20 protein-coding genes are annotated in these 22314 nt (G+C 42.6%); 4 read left to right on the plus strand and 16 right to left on the minus strand.

From position 1 onward, the window contains the following. Positions 1-86: 86 nt before the first annotated feature. The 11 genes from ACEN2L_RS06995 to pilM are packed head-to-tail and all read right to left on the minus strand — an operon-like array spanning position 87 to position 10593. Positions 87-722, minus strand: a complete 636-nt coding sequence (locus ACEN2L_RS06995) for a type II secretion system protein (RefSeq protein ID WP_441742801.1) — start codon at positions 720-722, stop codon at positions 87-89. Positions 723-759: 37 nt separating this feature from the next. Further along, entirely contained in the window at positions 760-1284 is a 525-nt protein-coding gene (locus ACEN2L_RS07000) for a hypothetical protein (protein ID WP_441742803.1), read from the minus strand. Positions 1285-1288: 4 nt separating this feature from the next. Beyond that, positions 1289-2509: a type II secretion system F family protein gene (locus ACEN2L_RS07005; protein ID WP_441742805.1), complete on the minus strand. Its 1221-nt coding sequence runs from the start codon at positions 2507-2509 to the stop codon at positions 1289-1291. Next, positions 2496-4367 (minus strand): GspE/PulE family protein, encoded by a 1872-nt coding sequence (locus tag ACEN2L_RS07010; RefSeq protein WP_441742807.1) that lies wholly within the window; start codon positions 4365-4367, stop codon positions 2496-2498. Before ACEN2L_RS07010 ends, ACEN2L_RS07005 begins: the two co-directional genes overlap by 14 nt. Beyond that, complete coding sequence (locus ACEN2L_RS07015) at positions 4364-5464, minus strand: tetratricopeptide repeat protein (RefSeq protein ID WP_441742809.1); 1101 nt, start codon at positions 5462-5464, stop codon at positions 4364-4366. Before ACEN2L_RS07015 ends, ACEN2L_RS07010 begins: the two co-directional genes overlap by 4 nt. Further along, on the minus strand, positions 5464-6366 hold the full coding sequence (locus ACEN2L_RS07020; protein WP_306022552.1) for an ExeA family protein: 903 nt from the start codon (positions 6364-6366) through the stop codon (positions 5464-5466). Before ACEN2L_RS07020 ends, ACEN2L_RS07015 begins: the two co-directional genes overlap by 1 nt. 2 nt (positions 6367-6368) lie before the next feature. Beyond that, positions 6369-8024: a pilus (MSHA type) biogenesis protein MshL gene (mshL, locus tag ACEN2L_RS07025; RefSeq protein ID WP_441742811.1), complete on the minus strand. Its 1656-nt coding sequence runs from the start codon at positions 8022-8024 to the stop codon at positions 6369-6371. Next, complete coding sequence (locus ACEN2L_RS07030; protein WP_441742813.1) at positions 8014-8382, minus strand: hypothetical protein; 369 nt, start codon at positions 8380-8382, stop codon at positions 8014-8016. Before ACEN2L_RS07030 ends, mshL begins: the two co-directional genes overlap by 11 nt. After that, on the minus strand, positions 8383-9051 hold the full coding sequence (gene gspM / locus ACEN2L_RS07035) for a type II secretion system protein GspM (protein WP_306022549.1): 669 nt from the start codon (positions 9049-9051) through the stop codon (positions 8383-8385). It abuts the gene before it with no gap. After that, positions 9044-9664: a PilN domain-containing protein gene (locus ACEN2L_RS07040; protein ID WP_441742815.1), complete on the minus strand. Its 621-nt coding sequence runs from the start codon at positions 9662-9664 to the stop codon at positions 9044-9046. Before ACEN2L_RS07040 ends, gspM begins: the two co-directional genes overlap by 8 nt. Then, the gene (pilM, locus tag ACEN2L_RS07045; protein WP_441742817.1) at positions 9661-10593 is read right to left on the minus strand and encodes a type IV pilus biogenesis protein PilM; all 933 of its coding nucleotides are present in this window, start codon (positions 10591-10593) and stop codon (positions 9661-9663) included. Before pilM ends, ACEN2L_RS07040 begins: the two co-directional genes overlap by 4 nt. A gap of 318 nt (positions 10594-10911) precedes the next feature. Here pilM and ACEN2L_RS07050 point away from each other — a divergent pair, with 318 nt between their 5' ends. Further along, entirely contained in the window at positions 10912-11664 is a 753-nt protein-coding gene (locus ACEN2L_RS07050) for a helix-turn-helix domain-containing protein (protein ID WP_441742819.1), read from the plus strand. Positions 11665-11753: 89 nt separating this feature from the next. Then, entirely contained in the window at positions 11754-13403 is a 1650-nt protein-coding gene (locus ACEN2L_RS07055) for a phosphoethanolamine transferase (protein ID WP_441742820.1), read from the plus strand. A 48-nt stretch (positions 13404-13451) separates the two neighbouring features. Here ACEN2L_RS07055 and ACEN2L_RS07060 read toward each other — a convergent pair whose 3' ends face one another. The 5 genes from ACEN2L_RS07060 to ACEN2L_RS07080 all read right to left on the minus strand — a co-directional run bounded on the left by ACEN2L_RS07060 (position 13452) and on the right by ACEN2L_RS07080 (position 18787). After that, on the minus strand, positions 13452-15185 hold the full coding sequence (locus ACEN2L_RS07060) for an ArnT family glycosyltransferase (protein WP_441742822.1): 1734 nt from the start codon (positions 15183-15185) through the stop codon (positions 13452-13454). A gap of 39 nt (positions 15186-15224) precedes the next feature. Next, positions 15225-15947, minus strand: coding sequence for a TVP38/TMEM64 family protein (locus ACEN2L_RS07065; protein WP_306022871.1), 723 nt, complete (start codon positions 15945-15947; stop codon positions 15225-15227). Then, positions 15928-16674 (minus strand): glycosyltransferase family 2 protein, encoded by a 747-nt coding sequence (locus ACEN2L_RS07070; protein ID WP_441742824.1) that lies wholly within the window; start codon positions 16672-16674, stop codon positions 15928-15930. The genes ACEN2L_RS07065 and ACEN2L_RS07070 overlap by 20 nt, the downstream gene beginning before the upstream one ends. Positions 16675-16862: 188 nt before the next feature. After that, positions 16863-17432, minus strand: coding sequence for a single-stranded DNA-binding protein (ssb, locus tag ACEN2L_RS07075; RefSeq protein ID WP_441742826.1), 570 nt, complete (start codon positions 17430-17432; stop codon positions 16863-16865). An 11-nt stretch (positions 17433-17443) separates the two neighbouring features. After that, complete coding sequence (locus tag ACEN2L_RS07080; RefSeq protein ID WP_441742828.1) at positions 17444-18787, minus strand: MFS transporter; 1344 nt, start codon at positions 18785-18787, stop codon at positions 17444-17446. Between the two features lie 198 nt (positions 18788-18985). On the opposite strand from ACEN2L_RS07080, the gene uvrA reads away from it, so the two are divergent. Together uvrA and ACEN2L_RS07090 are read left to right on the plus strand one after the other, a co-directional pair. Further along, positions 18986-21820, plus strand: coding sequence for an excinuclease ABC subunit UvrA (gene uvrA, locus ACEN2L_RS07085; protein ID WP_441742829.1), 2835 nt, complete (start codon positions 18986-18988; stop codon positions 21818-21820). 2 nt (positions 21821-21822) lie between these two features. After that, complete coding sequence (locus ACEN2L_RS07090) at positions 21823-22215, plus strand: acyl-CoA thioesterase (protein WP_441742831.1); 393 nt, start codon at positions 21823-21825, stop codon at positions 22213-22215. The last annotated feature ends 99 nt before the right edge of the window (positions 22216-22314 follow it).

The raw sequence follows: 22314 nt of genomic DNA on the forward strand, positions 1-22314 counted from the left end.
ATTTTCAGCTATAACCTTGGTTTATAACACTAAAAGCTTAGCGTATACCAGCATCTATAATTATCTCGTCTTATCCAAAGGTATGATTAATTATTACTAAACACAATGACTTGGCCTATTCGTGGATCATAAATAAAGCCATTGCCACTTAAATTGTCATTGGGTTCACTACTTTGGTTTTTGATCGTTTGCGTTAAATAATAATAACAAACGTCATTCCCCCCTGCGCCAGTCCCCGCTCGAAGATTAGTAAAATAACGATAATTGTCAAAGGGTCTATTGTCCCAATCTGAAGAAATAGTTGGTGCACTTTGCATAATCAAATTGAAAATACTTTCACAGTCCAAGGTGCTCACTTGATTGTCTTCCGAACTACTATCGGTATCTAACTGGCCTGTGGGATAACCCGTATCCTTGTCTACCCCAATCTGAATACCGTTGATAGAAACAAAAGTAGAATTAGTCCCGTTATTTTCTTGCGGGCGCCCTTCCAACTCCCACTGTGCTCGCACAAGGCCAACAGCAGAAGCAAAACCACCTGCAACACCATCGACGGTAGCATCTTCAGCATCTTTTGTAACATCTAACAATCTGGGCAACGCAGTGGCGGCCAACAAGCCCAAAATCACCACCACAATCACCAACTCAATTAAGGTAAAACCTTTTGTGTGTTGCCTTGCTGACATAAACCTTGCTGCACTACTATGTTGAATGTTATTCATTTAAACCTCTGAATACGTTTTAAATTACTGTTACTGACTAATGCTTGATCACTTCACCGGTGAACACTTTATATTCGAAATACTGCCCCGTTGATAGCCGATACCGACACCGGCTTTGCAGAGTATCACCACTGAGTTTTACACCGTCGTAAAACTCTGCGATCACCCTAAATCCCTCGCTTTCCAGGGCTGTATTTAACACCATACTCCAAATTTCTTCACAGCCTTGGCCAGTAAATTCGGCCTTGGGCCAGCCTTGGGCATTCATGAAAACAGGGTGTTTGTCGACTTCAACCAGGGTTTTTTCATCATCCAACCGCGGCGCAAAGGTACTCATAATAATAATTTCTGGCCGACCTTGCGCTTGCCACTGCCAATGCGCACTGTTTACGCTGGTGGTAAAACTATTGGCTAAGTTATCTAAATTTACCCGTTTTATATTGGGGGCCGTGACATAAAAATACACAATAAAAATCACCATCAATGCCACAAACACAAAAACGACACTGACATTAAAAAAGACGGATCGATTACGCTCCTCACTCGCTTGATTTTTTTGCATAAGGTTAGCCTTTTATCGCCCCCATCATATCCCACATGGGCGTAAAAATGCCTAAGGCTAATACTAAGACCATGCCTGCAACAACTGAAATCAAAATTGGTTCGATTTTAGCCGTTAAACTCTTTAGATCATAATCGACTTCGCGCTCATAAAATTCTGCCACTTCGGCTAGTAGCTCATCGACCCGTCCGGTTTCTTCTCCCACACTGATCATTTGTAACACGAGCGGAGTAAATAACTGACTGCCCGCTGCTACACGAGAGAGATTCTCACCTTTTTCAATGTTTTTTCGCATCGCGATAATACGCTCGGCCATGAAAGTATTGTTAACGGCCTCTGCAACTAAGTTAAGCGCGCTTGTCATGGGAACGCCAGCCACTAACATCATGGAAAAACTTCGTGAGAAACGCCCAAGTAGGGTTCGTTCAAATATATTACCGACGATGGGTAAACGGAGTTTCAGTTTATCCCACCTGTACTGTCCTGAGGGCGTGTGCAGATAACGACGTAATAAAAACGCTCCGGCCAACGTACCCAGTAATAACACATGCCATTGTGTCGTAAAAAAATGCGACGTGGCCAATAAAACACGCGTCATTAGGGGCAGTTCTGCCCCTAATGACGTAAACATATTGGCAAAAATGGGAATGACCACAATATTCATTATTACCATAGCAATAATGATGGAAAAAATAACAAACAAAGGATAACGGGTGGCGGCCTTGATCTGTTTACGGGTTTCTTGCTCACGTTCTAAATAAAACGATAGCTGTATGAAGGCATCATCAAGCCTGCCTGTATTTTCGCCCACATGAACAATACTGATAAATAACTGGCTAAAGGTATCTTTATGCATGTTTAACGCTGCAGACAGAGTTCGACCTCTTTCAAGCTGTAAACTTACATCGTCCAAGGCAAGAGCCATTCGTTTAGAAGCCGTTGTATCAGCTAGCCCTTTTACAGCCCTTAAAATAGGGATACCTGACTTGACTAAGGAGTGCATTTGCCGCGAAAAAATCACCAAATCATCTAACGTCACTTTGGGGGTAAAAAAAGAAAGTTCGCTATTTAAGGTCACAACATCTTGCTGTTGTTCAGAAATAGTCAAGGGTACAAAGCTTCTACCTGCCAGTACTTGCGCGACGGTGGCGGCATCGCCGGCCTCCAATATACCGGATACAAGTTCACCAGAACTTTTACGAGCAGTGTAGTTAAACTGGGCCATTGTGGTCATCCGATTTGGGTATTGGCTCCAATTCAAAGCTTGGGTGTTGCGTTAATGAAGTGTCATTTGGTGCCTCTTTTTTAACATGGGCAACTTCTGCAAGCTCTTGCTCCAATGAAACAGTTGTTGCTTGAGTAGTATCCTCATTCACTTGCTCTACTATCATTTCACTTAATTTAAGCACTTCATGCACCGAGGTAATGCCCATCTTGGCATATGTTAAGGCCACTTTTGCTAAGGGCACAAAACCCGGACTTTGTTTAGCGACATCGGCAAACAAACTGGTGTTGTTGAGCTTCAATGCGTTCATCATGTTCTCGGTCATTTCTAACAACTCAAATACGCCAAGCCGTCCCCGATAACCGGTATGACTGCAATTTGAACATCCCTTGCCATGTTTAAAGTTAAGGTCTGCTGCCTTGCTGTCTAAACTATTCAACCACAACAGCTCTTCTTTGTCGGGCCGGTAAGGCTCCTTGCAGTTTTCACAGATTTTTCTGACTAATCGTTGCGCAACAATAGCCCTTAAAGAACTAGCGACCAAGTAACCCGGCGCCCCCATATCGATAAGACGAACTGCGCTACTGATCGCATCATTGGTGTGTAAGGTTGATAACACTAAGTGACCGGTTAGTGCGCCGCGTAAACCAATTTCAGCGGTTTCTTGGTCACGCATCTCCCCCACCATAATAATATCGGGGTCTTGGCGTAAGGTGGTTCTGAGTATTTTGGCAAAGTTCAAGCCAATCTTATTGTTGGTTTGCACTTGGTTAATTCTGGGCAAACGATATTCCACCGGATCTTCAACGGTAATAATTTTAGTTGCGGCGCTGTTGAGTTCACTTAAGGCGCCATAAAGTGTGGTGGTTTTACCTGAGCCCGTAGGCCCGGTTACCAAGATCATACCGTGGGGGCGTTTTAATAAACGTCGAAAACGGTTTAACAAACTAGCCGGCATACCCGTTTGATCAAGAGTTAATATACCAGCAGACTGGTCGAGCAATCGCATCACCACCGATTCACCATTTTGAATCGGCATCGTGGATACTCTGACATCAACGTTGTGCCCTTTAATTCTAATGTGCGTGCGACCGTCTTGTGGCAAGCGTTTTTCAGAAATATCCAGCCCTGACATCAGTTTTAAACGAAGTACTAACGCTGAGGCAACGTTCTTCTCTTTGATGACGTTTTCTTGTAATACCCCATCAACTCGCATCCGAATGCGCAGTAAGTGTTCGTCTGGCTCAATGTGAATATCAGAGGCTTTAGCTTGCATTGCATCCTCAAAAATAGAAGAGAGCAAACGTGCAACCGCGGTATCTTGCTCGCCCATGACGCCGGCATCTAAATTAAAGTCATTGCCTTCCTCATATTCTTCCGCTAACTCTTGGGCAAATGACGCAATTTCTTCTGTCCGTCGATAATAGGTGTCGTAGGCTTGCAATAACTGGCTATCACTGACTACCGCTAGCTTAATCGGTTTGGCAAACAAACCGGACAACAGGTCGACACTCGCTAAGTCTGCAGGGTCACTCATGCCAACTAATAGATGATCACTTTTGTCATCTAGCACTATGGCGCGATAACGGCGGGCTTGTACTTCGGGCAATAAAGCTACGGCACTAGGTGAGATGTTGTACTTGGCAATATCCACTAATGGCACATTTAAATGTTGAGATAATAAGCTAAGGATTTGTTTTTCAGTTACAAACCCTAATTCAATAAGTTCAACCCCAAGCTTACGACCTGACTGCTTTTGCACAGCCAAGGTTTGCATCAATTGCTCTTCAGAAATAACCCCTTGATTGACTAATAAGTCGCCTAAGCGGATTTTTATTTTTGGACTTATTGCGCTCACTGTGCCCCCTCCAAAACCTTGAGTCGCTGCCGTATAAAATCGTTAACCGTTGACTCTAGCTGTGCTAAACCGAGTGCTGCTTGATAAGCTTTTAGCGCTTCTTGCTGCGCGCCGAATTTGTCATGTGTAATCGCTAAGCCAAGCCACCAGCGTGCATTTTGCTTATCTATTTCAGTTAATCTCAGATAGTCTGACTGGGCTTGTTCGGCATCCCCAAGCTGCTGAGCCAATGCAGCACGATACGCCAAAAAACTCTCGTCTAATAGGCGTTCGTCAGGCGTGCTTTTGAGGATAACTAGTGCAGCGCTAGGCTTATCTTGACTGGCAGATAAGCGGGCAAGCATCAAGCGTAAATCATTTCTCGAGGGATCGTTTTGCAAACTCTGTTGCAATAACTGACTCGCTTCAACACTATTACCCTGAGCAAATAATAACGAGGCGAGCTTTTTAACACCGTCAATGTTGTCGGGCTCTTGCTGCACTAACGTTTTTAATAAACGAATGGCTAACTCACTGTCACCTGCAGTAATAGCATCTTGTGTTCGTTGTTTAAAATTAACTGACTGACTAGCCTGAGTACTGTCTTTTATCGTGAACGCGCCTTTGCCCTCACTGATTGACGGGCTCTCCTTGCTCACTAGCGGAGTAATCTCAGCTTGTGTCTGTGCTGGTGCTGCTGATATAGGTAATACAACTGGCTTTTCATCACTGAGGACTTGAATTACCTTTTGAGAGCCAGCAGCTTCTTCTGTTACCGCGGCCAATAATCTGACCTTATCGGGGCTTAGTAAAACCGGTGGTTCAACGTCAGCCTTTTGATTTTGTAGTACCTCATCCGCTGACAAAGAACGAGTAGTGGTGAGCATTTCAACATGGCTTACCTCATTGCTTACATTTGTATTGTTAAGCAGATGAGTCGAGTTCTTAATTAAGTTGAAGCCTATGTAGAGCAAAACAATGAGGATTAACACACCTAGCGCAGTCAACCACATCTGCGCTTTTGCGGGTTTCACCCTAGGCACATAGTTGGCTGGCGTTGTTTCATCTTGGCTCTGCCTAGCCTCTAAGTCTCGCAGCATTTTATTCACTACACTCATTATAGTGGCCACTCAAACACAATTAACGTCACTACTAATATCGCCATCACACCCACTATTAGTGGCGCATAAAAACTTACACCTCGCAGGTTTTGCGTGGCTTCTGTATCCTTAATAGCCAGTTTAAGGTGCTCAGTAGATACTTGATAAGTACCTTCTCCAAATGCAAGCATCAGCGCTTTATGACACAGTATATTCACGATTCGAGGGGTACCTTTACTGGCTTTAAATAGTAACTTACTGCAACTTGCAGAAAAAATGTCTACGCCACTATAACCGGCAATTTTCATGCGATGTCTGACATATTGATACACTTGATCAGCATCCATCAAACGCAAGGTATAAGAGAATGTCACTCGCTGCTTCAGTTGCCTTAACTCCGGCAACGCTAACTTTTGGTCTAATTCAGGCTGACCAAATAAGACCACTTGCAAGAGTTTGCGAGACTCGGTTTCTAGATTAGTCATCAACCGCAGGGCTTCGATGCTTTCTATAGGCAAAGCTTGTGCTTCATCAATAATCAATACTGCTGAGCGGTTTTGCTGATGAATTTCAATCAGCCGTTGCTGTATCCGATGCGTAAACTCTTGCTGATCCACTAAGGCGGTCAATTCCACATTGAGCTCACTGGCCACTGCCCGTCTTAATTCGACTGGTGTTAAAGAAGGGTTGGGAATGTAAGCGGCCACAAAGTGATCGGGTAGCTCGTTTAATAACTTGCGACAAATTAAGGTTTTGCCTGTACCCACTTCCCCCGTCACTTTAATGAAACCCTCTCCACATTTGAGTGCTGTCATTAACACCGCAATGGCCTCTTTATGACTGGGCAGACCAAAAAAATAGCTGGTGTTCGGCGTGAGTGTGAAGGGCAGCTCTTTGATACCAAAATGGTAAAGGTACATAGTTACTCCACGTGCAACCAATCTGCCATTTGGTCACGACTGCGCTGCAACTGCTTGCGCCACGTTTGAGTATCAACGACCGTCGGTTTAAGCAAAATAACCAATTCTTTTTTAATCTCTGAGTCTTTTTTCGAACGGAACAGATTGCCGAAAAACGGAATATCACCCAGCAATGGTGTTTTAGATTCTGATTCAGAAATAATAGATTGCATTAAACCACCGATTACCACTATTTCGCCTGATTTAGCATGAATAATGGTGTCAGATTCTCGAATATTGCTTTGCGCCAGGGGTAAGATAAATTGCTCTTGATTTAAGGTAACGATTTTCTCTTGCTCTTGGGTTTCAATCACAGAGGGATGAACGTGTAACAAGACGCCGCCGTTTTTATCTATCTGCGGTGTTACATCTAGAGCAATACCAGAGAAAAATGGCGTTAATTCAATATTGGGTACTACGGAAGTTGTGCTAGATGAAATAGTACTTTGGCTAGAGACATCGGTTACAAAATACTCATCGTCACCCACCTTAATGACCGCTTTCTGATTGTTTATTGCAGTCACTCTGGGGCTAGACAGTACTTGCACATTGCCTTGTGTCGACAATAAAGAAAGGACCCCAGAGAAGTCTTTATTGATAAATGACAAGCTAGTGATATTGCCTAAAGCGGCACTGATGTTATCGCCAATACTGCCTGAGGTAGTTGAGAACTGTACATCGGTACTGCCAACATGACTCAGTATTTGATTCCAGTTTATCCCTTGCTGATAGCCATCACTTAATGACACTTCGATAATGCGCGCCTCTAAAATAACTTGGCGTTGGACAATTTCTTCGGACACATTTAAGAAGTTCTTCACCGCCCGAATTTCATCAGGCATGGCTCGTACAGTAACAAGCCCTGCTTGTGGCGTTACCATTACATTTTTACCTTGCTCTTCAGGAACCATCGTTTTTAAGGTGCTGAGCAACTCTTTCCAAAAATCAGTTTCAGTGCTGGTAGCGATATTGGTGCCATTGTTGTTTGTACCCATATTATTATTGTTATTACTGCTGTTGCGACTACTTGAATTGCCAGAAAAATTATTCTGGCTGTTGCTGGTATTATTGTTGTTACTTTGCCCCTGGGAAACACCACCAGAGGTAATACTGGTTTGGGTTGAACCATCACGTTTCATGAGTAAATAGTTAACAGGTATCGTTTCAGTGCGTAAACCAGCCGGATAGATACGGTAAATATTTTGCTTGCGCTGAATGTCGTAGCCATATAAATCAGAAACCAAGTCAAAAATGTCAGCTAAAGCCACTTGTTTTAGCTCTAAAGAAATGGTGCCCGACACCTCAGGATGAATCGCGACACTGTATGGTGTGCCTTGCACAATCCCCGAAAAAAATGTTGCGGCATCAAGCTGGTGAGCGCTAATGTCATACTTTGATTCGCTAAAAAAAGGTTGTTCTGCGTTGTTTAAGTCCGGCAATAAGGCCTGAGTAACCGCGGCAGGCAAGGTATCTAGTTTGTTAGGTGCGTTTGGCACTTCTTGGGCATATTCAGCAATGGCCGCATCCATCGCGGTTGAGGATTGCGATTTTTTTTGCGGTGCTTGGCATGCACACACTAAGGCACCTAAGGTGAATAAAACTGTTTTCCTAAAAGCCATTATATGCATCTTTTTTAATCGAAATGTTATTAAAGAAAAGCGTTTCAGTGCCCTCAGGGCCACGCAATTCGACTTTATCTGCACTAATTTCTAGCACTTCAAATCCTGAAATTGTTTGCCCTACAATACACGTTTCACCATTTATAATAGCGTGTTTACCGTTTTCACTGATAAAGATAGCAGACAAAGACATGGTACGGTTATGTTGCTCATTGTCATTTAGGCCCAGCTGGGATTTAGCAGGTTTAGTTGGGTCCTGTAATTCTTGTATAACACTATTTTTTGCAAACGCCGTCTCAGCCCCTATCTCAGCGGAAAATAGCAATGAAATCATTACGCACATTTCATGAGCTTTCATCTATACCCCTATAAAAGCTTTGTTGGTACTTAAAGTGTACAACTCCAATTCAATTTTGGCATTGGGGTGTTGCTCTACTTGGTAATCAAACTTTTTCCAATAAAATTGCCAGGGCAATGACTCAATCGCTTGCAAATAACCTTGGATCTCAAAAAAACTGCCCGATAACACCAGCTTCACCCCATGTCGATATAACACCAGCTGGCTATTCTCTGCATCAGACTGACTTGCATTAAGCGCGACAGGCGCAATGGATTGCAAACTTAGTAACCTTAACTTCTTGGAGTTGCTTAACACACTTTCGAGTACTTGCGGCATTTTAGTTGCGGGGACTAAATTCGCTGTTTGCTGGGCCAAAGCCTCATCTGTTTGTAAGAGTGCTTGCTGAATATCGGCAAGCCTTGTTTGAGCAGCAAAATTTGGATCAATAGCTAACCCGTCAGTTAACTCAGCCATTTGAGCAGCAATGGTATTCAAGTCCTTTGATTTACGCTCAATTTGCTGGAGGGTTTTTTCCGTCGCTTCTGATTGTGGCTGTATCAAAAGCATGTAAAAAACAAACACCACCACCCCTGAGCCGCACAACAGAAGTAGCACTTGTTCTCGAACAGATAGTTTTTCAAACTCTCTGTAGATCTTCAGAAAAGAGGTATTGACAGCCTTACTCAATTGCTTGCCCTCCTTTACTTGAGTCGTTACTTTGAACCTCACTAGAAATGACAAAGTTAAGGGTTTGCTCTGCGTCTCTGAATAACCGCGCCTCTGAAAATTGCTGCCCTTTAAAATATTCTGTTGCACTTAAGCCACTTAGCCAACTAGGTACAAGGGATGATTCTGTAGCAGAGCCAGCCAATTTAACGTCATAGCCATCAATTAATATATGCGTTAACCACACCCCAGTTTGGTGGTGATTAGCCAAGTCGAGCATTAAGGTAGAAAACGTTTTAGATTTTAGGTCTTCTTGACCGAGCACGTCTCGCAATAATTGTTTTCTAAAAACCAAATTGCGCTGCTGCTCATCAACAAGTTGATTCAGCTTTTCATCCGCTTTAATACTGGCAAACTCTGTTTGCATGCTTTTTAGCACTATAGCTTGCTCTTTTTGTTGTTGCTCTATTTTGCTCAGTGTCGCCTTAAGTTCATCGTGTTTAAAATAATCAAATAGATAAATACCAAGTAATACTAGCGATAAGATTAGCCAAACTGATAGTGCTAAAGGTAAAGACAGCAACTGTAACTTAGGATGAAACTCTGAACTGTATAAGTTTACTGTCGTTTTCATGAGATATTACTACCTTTGCTTAGCCCTAGGGCCGCCCCCAAACTTGCAAAATGGGTAGTTTTGGCGGAAATGCTATCAGCCTTTGCTAGCGAAGGGCTTAGCAATACCATATCGATTAAAATCTCGCGTTTAATTAAGTTGACGATTGTCTGTTGAAATGGCGAATCGAGGGCAACATAAGCTCTTTTAATCGGCGCTTGACGCAGCTGACTCTCAAAATAATCAAGAGAACGTTGAATTTCTAAGGCTAAATTATCAGCGATGCCTAGTTGTAATTCCTGCTCTGAAAAACTAGATAGGTTTTCATAGCCTTTTAGTCTTCTCGAAAAATACAGAAGGCCATTTTTAACAATGCTAAGGTTGATTTGATCACCAAGATCTTGGTGTAAAAAGACGCTGGCTTCTTCAGACTTTGGCAGAAGCTGACAGGCTGACAATTCCTCTATCGTAATTGCTTCTAAGTTCAGTTCAGCCGCCAGTATTCCATTTCGAATGACCTTTACTTCGTCTTTCGGGAGGCTTACTACATAAAGTTTTTTAGCATTTGCTGGCGATGCGGGTAATTCAAAATGATCGATTGCCAGTTCAATATCTTGGCCAAGCTGCTCTTTTACAACCCACTGTAGAGCTTGATTAATTTCACTCTCTTCAACGGCTGGTTTATCAAGTTGTAAAAGGGGATATTTGGCAATAGATAAGGTAACTCGACACGGCGTGTTGTGAAGCTCATGTTTGTCAACATAGTGTTTTAATTGGTTTGCCCAATCTGTTATATGAATTTTCGATTGTTTTACCCAATTCAATTTGCCTTCAATCAATTGCAATGTGCTGATTTGTAATTCTTCAATACCAAATTCAATACCAACACTGTGGTACTTGGAGGCTCTTTTGAACCGGCGTTTTATGTACTCTCGCCAACCTATACGCATTTGTATTGATAGCCCTCGAAAATTTTCAACATTACAGCAAAGTTTATACAGAAGTGCCAGATATATCAGCCGCTTAGAAAAAGAATACAGGCTAAAATAATAGTTCAATTCATGAAAAAATCATGGACACATGCTCTGTATGACACTTTGATTAAAGCGCACTTTTACGAAAAGCGTAAATGGCTTTGTGCACTTGCTGTTCTTCATTATCAAATCTGTTTGAATCTAATGAGACAGACAAAAGATCCTTGAAGCTCTCTCTTATGGGTGCTTAACTACGCCCGTTAACTCGGTGTATAAACATATAAACAAAGCGTTATGAATGATAAATTAGCCTTAGAAAATCAAGATTTTCTGCAAAACGTTTTAGGTTTAAAACAAATATTAACGATGTTTGATCTCTTGCCTGACATCATTTTTTGGATTAAAAACGCCAACAGTGAAATCATTTATGCAAATAATAAATTTGTTGAGCATATTGGTCTTCATTCACTGCAACAGGTTTATGGTAAGTCAGATGTTGCTTTTTTCCCGCCTCATATTGCCAAACAATTTATCAACGATGATAAAAGCGTTATGAGTGGGCAAGTGATCACGGACCGCATTGAGTTAAATATGTTGAAAACCGGCGACTTTGCGTGGTTCTCTACCTCAAAGCGGCCTCTTTATGATCATAATCAACACATTGTTGGGTCTTATGGTTTCACTCAACTAATGAATAAAACCTCACAGGTGTTATCAAGCATTGATGCAATTAAGGCACCGGTAGAATTTGTGCGAGAAAATTACCACAAAGATATTTGTGTAGAGCAACTCGCCCAAACGGCCTTTTTATCTGTCAGTGCGTTAGAACGTCGCTTCAAAAAATATTTGTCAAAAACCCCGAAACAATTTATCAATGAAATCCGCTTAGAAAATGCTAGACGTCTGTTAATTGAAACTCGCCTTCCTATTGTTGAGGTGGCTTATCGCTGCGGATTTTCTGAACACAGCTATTTTAGTCGCCAGTTCAAAGCCCTTTTTGGCACCTTGCCTTCACAATTACGCGATACCCTTCATAAAGACAGTTAAAACCTTATCTCTACTATACTTTAAGATTGACTTAAGCATCGCGCAGTAGATTAGCCTTCTAAAGTGCAGCTCTTAATAAGTAATAAAATATGTATTTAAATCATAGGTCTATCTGGTCAGTATTCACCAAAATAACCATAAGCCCTTTTAGCTTAATCTTGCTTGCTAGCCTGTTTATCACGGCGACCAGCAACCTCAGTTTTATCGAGCATTTTTCGCAAGAATATATTGTGCAAAACAATGTTGCTTTTTTAGTGGCCTTAATGACGATTATTTGGGCCTTGAACACTGTGATTATCGCTATTGTATATAGTCTTTTACCGCTGCGATGGGCCCTTGCAATTATCTTGTTGGTGAGTGTGACTTGTGCCTATTTCGCGGACAATTTTGGCGTAGTCATTGACGTTGAAATGATCCGGAATAGCCTTCAAACCAATGCGGCCGAGGCATCTGACTTACTCTCGCTTAACCTCGTTATGCGTCTGCTTTTACTTGGCGTAGTACCAATAGTTCTGATCAATTCAGTGACTATTAACGCAGCAAAAAATTCTGCAGCTTGGCTTAGAAAAGTAAAAACAGTCGCGGGCTTGTTGGCAGTCTCAGTACTTTTGATTGCCTTAAGCATGGGTGTTTTTAGCGCCCAGTTCAGCAGCTTTATTCGCCAACATAAAGAATTACGCTATTACATAAACCCTATTCAGGCTATCTACTCTGCCGGCAAGTACCTTGGGGGCCAATTTAAAACCTCAGGTAAGCAACCCTACTCAACTTTGTCTAATAACTCACAAATCCCCCTTAGCGATATACATCGAGAACTCGTTATTATGGTGGTAGGTGAAACAGTGAGAGCCGATCATTGGGGCCTAAACGGCTACAAGCGTAACACTACGCCATTACTTAGCCAGGAAGAAAATGTCACTAATTACCCCAATATTTCGTCTTGCGGCACCTCTACTGCCATATCAGTGCCTTGCATGTTTTCGTTTTCAGGCCGTGATAATTTTGACGTGGATACTTCAGCCAAGACTGAAAATGCCTTTGATGTTTTAGCCAAAGCCAAGGGAGGATTGAGTGTGCTGTGGCGTGACAATAACTCTGACTCTAAAGGTGTGGCTATTCGTCAACAATTTGAAGATTTTAGGACATCACAGAACAATACCCTGTGCGATGACGAATGCCGTGACGTAGGCATGTTAGTGGGTCTACAAGAGTACATAGACCAGCAAGCGAAAGACATCTTTATTGTACTTCATCAAATGGGCAGTCACGGACCCGCTTATTTCAAACGCTATCCAAAAGCCTTTGAAATATATCGCCCTGCATGCCAAACCGCAGAGCTCTCTCAATGCAGTGATGAAGAAATCATCAATGGGTATGACAATACTATTGTGTATACCGATTACTTTTTATCTCAGGTTATTGCTTTACTTAAAAACAACACTGAACAATTTGAAACCAGCATGATTTATGTCAGCGACCATGGCGAGTCAATGGGAGAAAATGGTATTTACCTGCATGGTCTGCCTTACTCATTTGCACCAGATAGTCAAACTAAAGTGCCGCTTGTAGTCTGGACTGATGTCAATTCAGACATCGATATTGCAGCTACACGGCAACTCGCTGAGCAAGAAAACTCTCACGATGCCATAGCAAAAACACTGATCACTTTATTTGAACTGGAAACTGATGTGAAATTCAATGATGCAAACAACTTGCTTAAATTTAAACAACGCCCGTAAAGGTTAGTTAAAGGTGATTGGCCTTAAACCGCCAGTCACCTTGTTGAATTACTTAGCAAGATGATATTGGTGAACATCATCATTTGGTACAGCACATTGTACCAACCGACTCTCAACGCCTAAAATAAGCCAATGCACTCGGTGGGCATAACCCACGTCTAAGGCTTTTGTAGGATCAAAGCATAGGGTCACTTCATTTTCGTCTATTAATATAAAGCGCTTAGTATCATCACCTTGCCAATGCCAAGCGGCCTTGACTTGCTCTTGATTGTCGGTGTGATAGCCGAAATGTGTAATAGAGTAGGGAGAAAATAATATAAATTGTTCTGAGAAGTCTACTAAGGCCAGTTCAGCGTCACTTGGTACTGAGTCAGACATAGCGTCAAACACCGATTTTGGCGTTTTTACTGGACCTAAGAGTGCGTAGCCCCACGTACTATATATAATCCATAGGGCCATGATAAATAGTGGCCAGCTCGCCAGTTTTAACTGGGTTTTTTTCAACCATGTCAAAGCAATGATTAATAGGCCAGTCAGGCCAATAGTCGCTAAAAAACCCCAAGGCTCAACTTGATATTTTTCAACCAATTTACTGGCCGCCTTAATTTCCATCCAACCGGCTAGCGCGGCGAGTAACATGATAACTGAAATAAAACTAACTAGTAAAAATAGCAAACGATTTGGCCATTTATGTTTAAGTACTGCCGCTAGGTAAGGGGCTGTTACTAAGGCCAACATGGGTAAAGCTGGCAAAATATAGACGCCACGCTTACCGGGGCTAACACTAAAAAACACTAGCACCAAAGCTACCCATACTAGGGGCAAAATAATACGAAAATCTCGCTCTTTAAACGCTAATTTCCAATGAGAAAATAACCAGGGTAACAGCAAGGAAATAGGTAACCAAAACACCGGCACAACCGACGTGACATAATAATAAAAGGGTTTGATGTGATGCCATGAATCCGCATACCGTTTTACGGTTTGTTTAAACAGTATATTGTCGCGGTAGGTTTCAAATAAGGGATTTTGGCTATGTTCTACCAGTAATAACATGGGTAAAAACCACAAACTGATTGCGCCTAACATCACCAATGGACCCAGCCACCAACGCCAACCACCTTCAATTTGAGGGGCTGCAATATGAGAATTTTGTACTTTAAAACCTCGAAGTAAAGCAAAGGGTAACAACATTAACAAAGGTAAAAAACCGACACCCTTGGTAATTACACCTATTCCCATAAAAAACCACGCCATGAAATACCAGCGCCAAAGACCGTCAATCAATAAAAAACGCAATAAGCCATAACATCCTAATGTGATCCACATGCAAACCATGGCATCAATCTGTGCCGTTTTAGCTTGCAAGGTAAATTGCACACTAAAAATTAAAAGTATCGCAGCGTAAAAGCCAATCCGATTAGACCACAAACGACGACCAAGACTATACACTAAGTACATTGTCACTAAGCCCGACAGGGCTGAGGGCAATAGAAAGGCGATATTAATTGAGCCGGTCAACCAATAGAAAAAAGCAATTGACCACATAAAAATAGGGGGTTTGTCTGGATATAATTCACCCGCTCTAGAAGGGAAAAACCATTGCCCTGAATGCACCATTTCCATAGCAATTTGGGCAAAACGAGGTTCATCAGCAGGCCAAGGATCGCGTAAACCGAGCCCTATAAAGATCATAAAAACCGCTAAACCAAAAAGCCAGTACATATTACTCAAGTGGTTTTGACCAAAGTCAGCATTAAAGTAGGGGAGAGGTTGTTTCATTGGCTGCACCTTGAATAAGAGAGTAGGACGATTAACAAACTAAACGGGGGTATTTCCAATAACATCAGCAGATTCATCATCCAATAAACGTGCTGCCTTATATTGTTTATACAATCGCAAGCTTAATGCCCCAGAGATGATTAACAGCACTACGCTGAGCGCTATTTTCCACGCTGATAACACCACGATACCTTTGCCCATCAAAGCAAATATCGCCATCTGTGGTATGTATCCAATAAAAGAGCCAAACACAAAGCGACTGGCTCTAACATGAGTGACACCCGCAATTAGATTAGTTACTAGGTTGTTACCCACCGGCAGTAGACGGATTACAATTGTTTTAGTGAGTGGGTCTTTGTGCAAAAACTGATCGATGCGTTTAATTTTGTGCGCAAAGCGTTTCTGAATGAACCGCTTGGCTAAAAGGCGAGAAAAGTAGAAACTAAAAAAACAACTTAAAGCAGTCGCCAAGGTCGACAATAAGCAACCAAGAGCAAAGCCAAAAGCATAACCACCTAAAAAGGCGATCATTTGTCGCGGGGCCCCAAGCGCAGTCGCGGTCGCTCCAATCACTAAAAATACCAACATACCTGTCATGCCGCTATCGCGGATATGCACATCAACCCAGTTTTTATTTAGCACTTCATTGTAAGGCAGTAAACTGACTAAAAAGCCGACTAAGGCACAAACCACCAGCAGTATTAAGCTACTCTTAAACCAAGGTGCAGCAAAAAGACCTGTACTAGTTGTCTTGGTTGACACTAACAACCTCAGCTATTTTTACCCTACGCTGCAGCCACATCACCCCGAACATATCAATTAAACCTACACCCAAACGACCTAACATGTTGTATTTTGATACGCCATGTTGCCGGTCAAGATGATTCACTTCTACCACCACGATATGACCTCCTAAACGGCGCACCAAGGCAGGTAAAAAACGATGCATATGATTAAAATAAGGCAGTTTTAAAAATGTCGATTTAGGGAACACTTTTAGGCCGCAGCCAGTATCTGGGGTACCGTCATGAAGCAGAGTACTACGCACTTTATTCGCAATTTTAGATTGAAATCGTTTCCAACTGGTGTCTTTCCGATTTTTACGAAACCCGGCAATACAAAAATCAGTGCCGAATGGTTGTAACATGGCTTGATCGATTAGTTTGGGAATATCCGCTGGGTCATTTTGGCCATCAGCATCCAAGGTAACAATCAGTTGGCCTTGAGCTAACTGAACGCCTGTATGAATAGCCGTACTTTGACCCACAGAATAACGATGTTTGACTGGAGTAATTTGCTCAATACCTTGGGCGATTAAACGTTGAAGTTCACCGTAGGTTTGGTCATCACTGCCATCATCTACGTAGACAATTTCAAAAGACACTTTGTCAGTTAAGGCACTGACAATGGCTTCAATAACAGGAGCGACATTTTCCTCCTCGTTTTTGGCCGGAATTACGACTGAAACATCCAACGTTTTTTTATTCATTTTTTGCTCAAAAATTTTAAGTTAATCAATACAATATATAACAAAACTTAAGTCACTATTAACCCAGTATGTAACTTAATCGTATGATTATCGCCAGTTCATTTATTGCACTATCTGTAGATATTCTTGCAACTTAAACAACAAAAAGCCCCTAAAGGTTAGAGGCTCATACATACTGTTCATCTAATTTAAAAAGGGATGTCATCATCAAAATCAAAGTCTGGCTCAACCATAGGAGGCTGATTTTTTTGACCTGCTGGAGCCTGATTGAAACCTTGATTTGCTGGCGCTTGATTAGCTCCACCTTGATTAGGCATCTTCTGATAACTCGGTTGTTGGCCCTGATTGTAGCCGCCTTGATTACCTTGAGGTGCTTGACGAGGCTGAAAACCACCTTCAGATTGACCACCACCTTGTCCACCTTTACCGCCCAACATTTGTAACTGATCGGCAATGACTTCTGTGGTGTAACGATCTTGACCTTGTTGATCTTGCCACTTACGAGTCTGCAATTTTCCTTCAATATAAATTTGCGAACCTTTACGCAAGTATTCACCGGCAATTTCTGCCAAGCGACGGTACATGGTAATTCTGTGCCATTCAGTGCGTTCTTGTAATTGTCCCGCTTGATCTTTCCAACTTTCACTGGTGGCCAAGGTTAAATTTGCCACTGCATTGCCGTTAGGCATATAACGAACTTCAGGATCTTGCCCTAAATTACCCACTAAAATTACTTTGTTTACACCTTTAGTCGCCATTTTTTCTCCTCTTATTCTTCTAAATTCAGGGAATTGCGAGCCCGCTGAATATCAAATTTCTGCCCATCGACTTTAATATAAATAACCTGTTCACTTGGCATGAAGGTTAAATCTTCAACACCATCCAATTCGGCTATTTGTTGCATGGCGTGCTCAGCAGTTTGACTGTTAACCTTAAGTGTATAACGTTTTAAGCGCTGTGTACTATGCAAACCTTTGATTAAATATACCCACACTACACATAAGACCGCGGCAAGACCAAATACCCACTGACTACCAAAAAATTGACTGATTGAAGCCGACAACATACCACCTAAAAAGGCTCCAAAAAACTGGCAACTGGCGTATATACCCATTGCAGAGCCTTTTTTACCCGCTGGCGCCACACTAGACACCATAGCCGGAAAATTCGCTTCCAAGTAATTGAAGCAAGTAAAAAACACACTTACCAGAACCAATAACCACAGTAGTGATACGTGTTCGATACTCAGTAAAGCAAAAACAATTGCGAGGCCCATCACACTGGCTACCATTAAGCTGACCTGATTAATCTTACGGCCAAGGCCCATGATAAGCGCCAAACCCGCAATAGAAACCAATAGAATACCTAGATATAACTGCCAGTGCTGCGACATTGGCCAGCCCAAGGCCACAAAAAACTTTGGAATGTGCACAAACAATAAGGTGATTAGCATGTGCAGCACCAAGACGCTCAGGTCAAGCCTCATAAGCTGAGGATGGGCAAGCAATCTCTTAATGTCTTTGATAACAGGCAGCGTGTCGCCTTTAGGTGCGACATCATAAGGGTTCGGCACCACCAACCAAACTAACAACATACATAAAATGGCGAGTACACCTGTGGCTAAAAAGATGCCTTTTAGGCCATATGCATTAGCGATGGTAGGTCCTAATAGAAGTGCTATGTAAAATGAAAAGCCAATAGCAATGCCGATAATTGCCATGACCTTGGGCCGCTGCTTTTCACGGCTTAGATCTCCTGCCAAAGCCATAATTGCTCCGGCTATCGCCCCCGCCCCTTGTAGAAAACGACCAAGCACTATCCACATTAAACTATCAGAAAACGCAGCTAATAAACTTCCAAGGGCAAAAAACACCAAACCTATAATAATAACGGGTTTGCGACCAATTTTGTCTGACAATACTCCCATAGGTATTTGCAACATCGCCTGGGTTAAACCATAACCGCCAATGGCTAAGCCGACTAACATAACAGAGTAATCAGGGTAATCTCGGGCTGCAACGGCCATGACAGGCATAATCATAAATAAGCCTAGCATGCGCAGAACATAGATAAATGCGAGCGAAAAAGCCGCGCGAAGTTCAGTTGAATTCAAAGTAATTACTATTCGGTTAAAGTCGTTAATTAGAGGCGTTTTTAGCGCGCTATAATATCACAGCAAGTCAGTTTTGCCGATAGCTTAAACTGTCTATTCCAGCTAATTTGCTAGCGCTACAAAAGATAATCACGGTTGCCGTAGAGCTACTTTGCAGAGTATGTAATACTACTCTTTTGCCCGCAAATATGGTTAAAAATGGACAGAATTGAAGTACGTGGTGCTCGCACCCACAATCTGAAAAACATCAGCTTAGACATCCCACGAGACAAACTCACCGTTATTACTGGTTTATCAGGCTCAGGTAAATCATCACTGGCATTTGATACCCTGTATGCAGAAGGTCAGCGTCGTTATGTGGAATCATTGTCTGCTTACGCTAGACAATTTTTATCAATGATGGAAAAGCCTGATGTGGATCACATCGAAGGCTTATCACCCGCCATTTCCATCGAGCAAAAATCCACATCACACAACCCTCGCTCAACAGTGGGCACAATCACTGAAATATATGATTACTTACGGTTGTTATACGCTCGGGTAGGTGAGCCACGTTGTCCTGACCATCACGTGCCACTAAACGCCCAAACCATCAGTCAAATGGTTGATCGTGTATTGGATATGGAGCCAGAAACAAAATTAATGTTGCTCGGCCCAGTCGTGCAGGATCGTAAGGGAGAACACGTTAAAACCTTAGAAAATTTATCTGCTCAAGGCTTTATTCGTGCTCGTATTGACGGTGAGGTATGTGACTTATCTGACCCGCCACCATTAGATTTACATAAAAAACACACCATCGAAGTGGTGGTCGATCGCTTTAAAGTAAGAGAAGATTTAAAACTTCGACTGGCTGAGTCCTTTGAAACCGCGCTGAATTTATCTGGCGGCACCGCTAAAATTGCCTTTATGGACGATCCGAGTAAAAAAGAACTGGTGTTTTCATCCAACTTTGCCTGCCCGCATTGCGGCTACAGCATGGCCGAACTTGAACCTCGTTTATTTTCTTTCAATAATCCGGCTGGCGCGTGTCAAACTTGTGATGGCTTAGGTACTAAGCAGTTTTTTGATCCGACGCGAATTGTTGGCAATGACGAGTTAAGTTTGTCTGGTGGCGCTATTCGTGGCTGGGACAAGCGCAGTTATTATTATTTTCAGATGTTACAAGCGGTCGCTGATCACTATAAGTTCGATTTAACTAAGCCCTACAAAGAGCTCGATGCCAAAGCCAAAGATTTGATTCTATTTGGTAGTAAAGGGACTTCGCTGAAATTTAAGTACATCAACGACCGTGGCGATATTATGGAGCGCAAGCATCCTTTCGAAGGGATAATTCCTAATATGGAACGCCGCTATAAAGAAACGGAATCAAATGCGGTTCGGGACGAATTAGCCAAATATCTGAGTCAACAAAGCTGCACTAGCTGTGGCGGCACCCGTTTACGTTTAGAAGCTCGCAATGTGTTTATCGGTGACACGCCCCTACCTACGATCACTGATATGTCTATTGCCGAGGCATTAGCGTTTTTTGCCAGTGTCACCTTAACCGGTAGTCGTGAGCAGATTGCTGAAAAAATCTTTAAAGAAATAAACGACAGACTGACCTTTTTAGTAAACGTGGGGCTAAATTACCTGTCATTATCACGCAGCGCCGATACCTTATCCGGCGGTGAAGCGCAGCGAATCCGTCTGGCTAGTCAAATTGGCGCAGGATTAGTGGGTGTTATGTACGTGCTGGATGAACCTTCCATTGGTTTGCATCAACGAGACAATGAGCGCTTGTTAAAAACCTTGATTCACTTACGTGATTTGGGCAATACCGTTATCGTGGTAGAACATGATGAGGATGCCATACGCGCTGCCGATTTTGTGCTTGATATTGGTCCTGGAGCAGGGGTACACGGAGGCGAAATTGTTGCTCAAGGCACGATTGAGGATATTAAAAACAGTGAGCACTCATTAACCGGTAAATACCTATCTGGCCGAGAGCGAATTGAAATTCCAACGGTTCGTACGCCCATCGACCAAAGCAAATGGATCGAGATGACGGGCGCCACTGGCAATAATTTAAAAAATGTCACTTTTCGCGCCCCAATTGGATTAATGACCTGTGTAACCGGTGTGTCGGGCTCAGGTAAATCGACCTTAATCAATGATACTTTTTATCGTATTGCACATCGTGAATTAAACGGCGCCACGACGGGTGAGCCTGCACCCTACGCCAGCATAGATGGCATGCAGTATCTGGATAAAGTGGTCGACATTGATCAAAGCCCAATTGGTCGTACCCCTCGTTCTAACCCGGCTACCTATGCTGGCATATTCACACCAGTTCGCGAATTATTTGCAGGTACGCAAGAGTCTCGCTCAAGAGGTTACCAAGCCGGTCGTTTCAGCTTTAATGTAAAAGGCGGACGTTGTGAAGCGTGCCAAGGTGACGGTGTTATCAAAGTAGAAATGCACTTTTTACCTGACGTGTACGTGCCTTGTGATGTGTGTAAAGGTAAGCGCTACAACCGCGAAACCCTTGAAATTCAGTACAAAGGATTGAACATTCACCAAGTATTAGAGATGACCATTGAAGAAGCCAGACCGTTCTTTGATGCCATTCCTGCCATCGCGCGTAAATTACAAACTCTGATCGATGTGGGTTTATCTTATGTACGTCTGGGTCAAGCAGCGACCACCCTTTCTGGTGGTGAAGCCCAGCGCGTTAAACTTGCAAAAGAGCTATCTAAGCGCGACACAGGACAAACGCTTTACATACTCGATGAGCCCACTACGGGTTTACATTTTCACGATATTAAGCAGCTACTAGCGGTACTGCATAGACTTCGCGATCATGGCAATACTGTGGTGGTCATTGAACATAATTTGGATGTGATTAAAACCGCTGACTGGGTCATTGATTTAGGGCCTGAAGGGGGCTCTGGCGGGGGGCAAATTATCGCACAGGGCATCCCTGAAGATATTTGTCATGTCGACGCTTCGCATACCGGACGTTTTCTTAAGCCATTGTTGTTTAAAGAAGGCTAGGAATGTTACGTGAAGAAATAAAAGTGCGCTTTTGTGAAACGGATGCCCTTGCACATGTGAGTAATACCGTGCTGGTACAATGGTTTGAAACAGCGCGTGAGCCTATTTTTAGGATGTTTAACCCTGAGCTCGATTTAAAAAACTGGCCATTGATCTTGGCCAGTTACAAAGTCGATTTTCTGCAACAAATATACTACGGAAAATTAGTTGAAGTCCGCACATTTGTCAGTCGTATTGGCAATAGCTCCTTCGATATTTATCAAGAGCTTTGGCAAAATGAGCAACATTGTGCGACCGGCGTCACCACCCTAGTTCACTTCGACTTTACTTTATCAAAAACGCAAACCATCAATGAAACGGTTAGACAACAATTACAGGCTCACTTTAAAGTCTAATGTCCAAAGTGTGGTGAGGTGGGCTAGTTGTTAAGTACAAAAAAGCCGTTCTATTTGCACACTGACTTGCTTGAGTCTTGTACAAATAGAACGGCTTTT

Source organism: Flavobacterium sp. W21_SRS_FM6 (genome assembly GCF_052119645.1).
GTDB lineage: Bacteria > Pseudomonadota > Gammaproteobacteria > Enterobacterales > Alteromonadaceae > Paraglaciecola.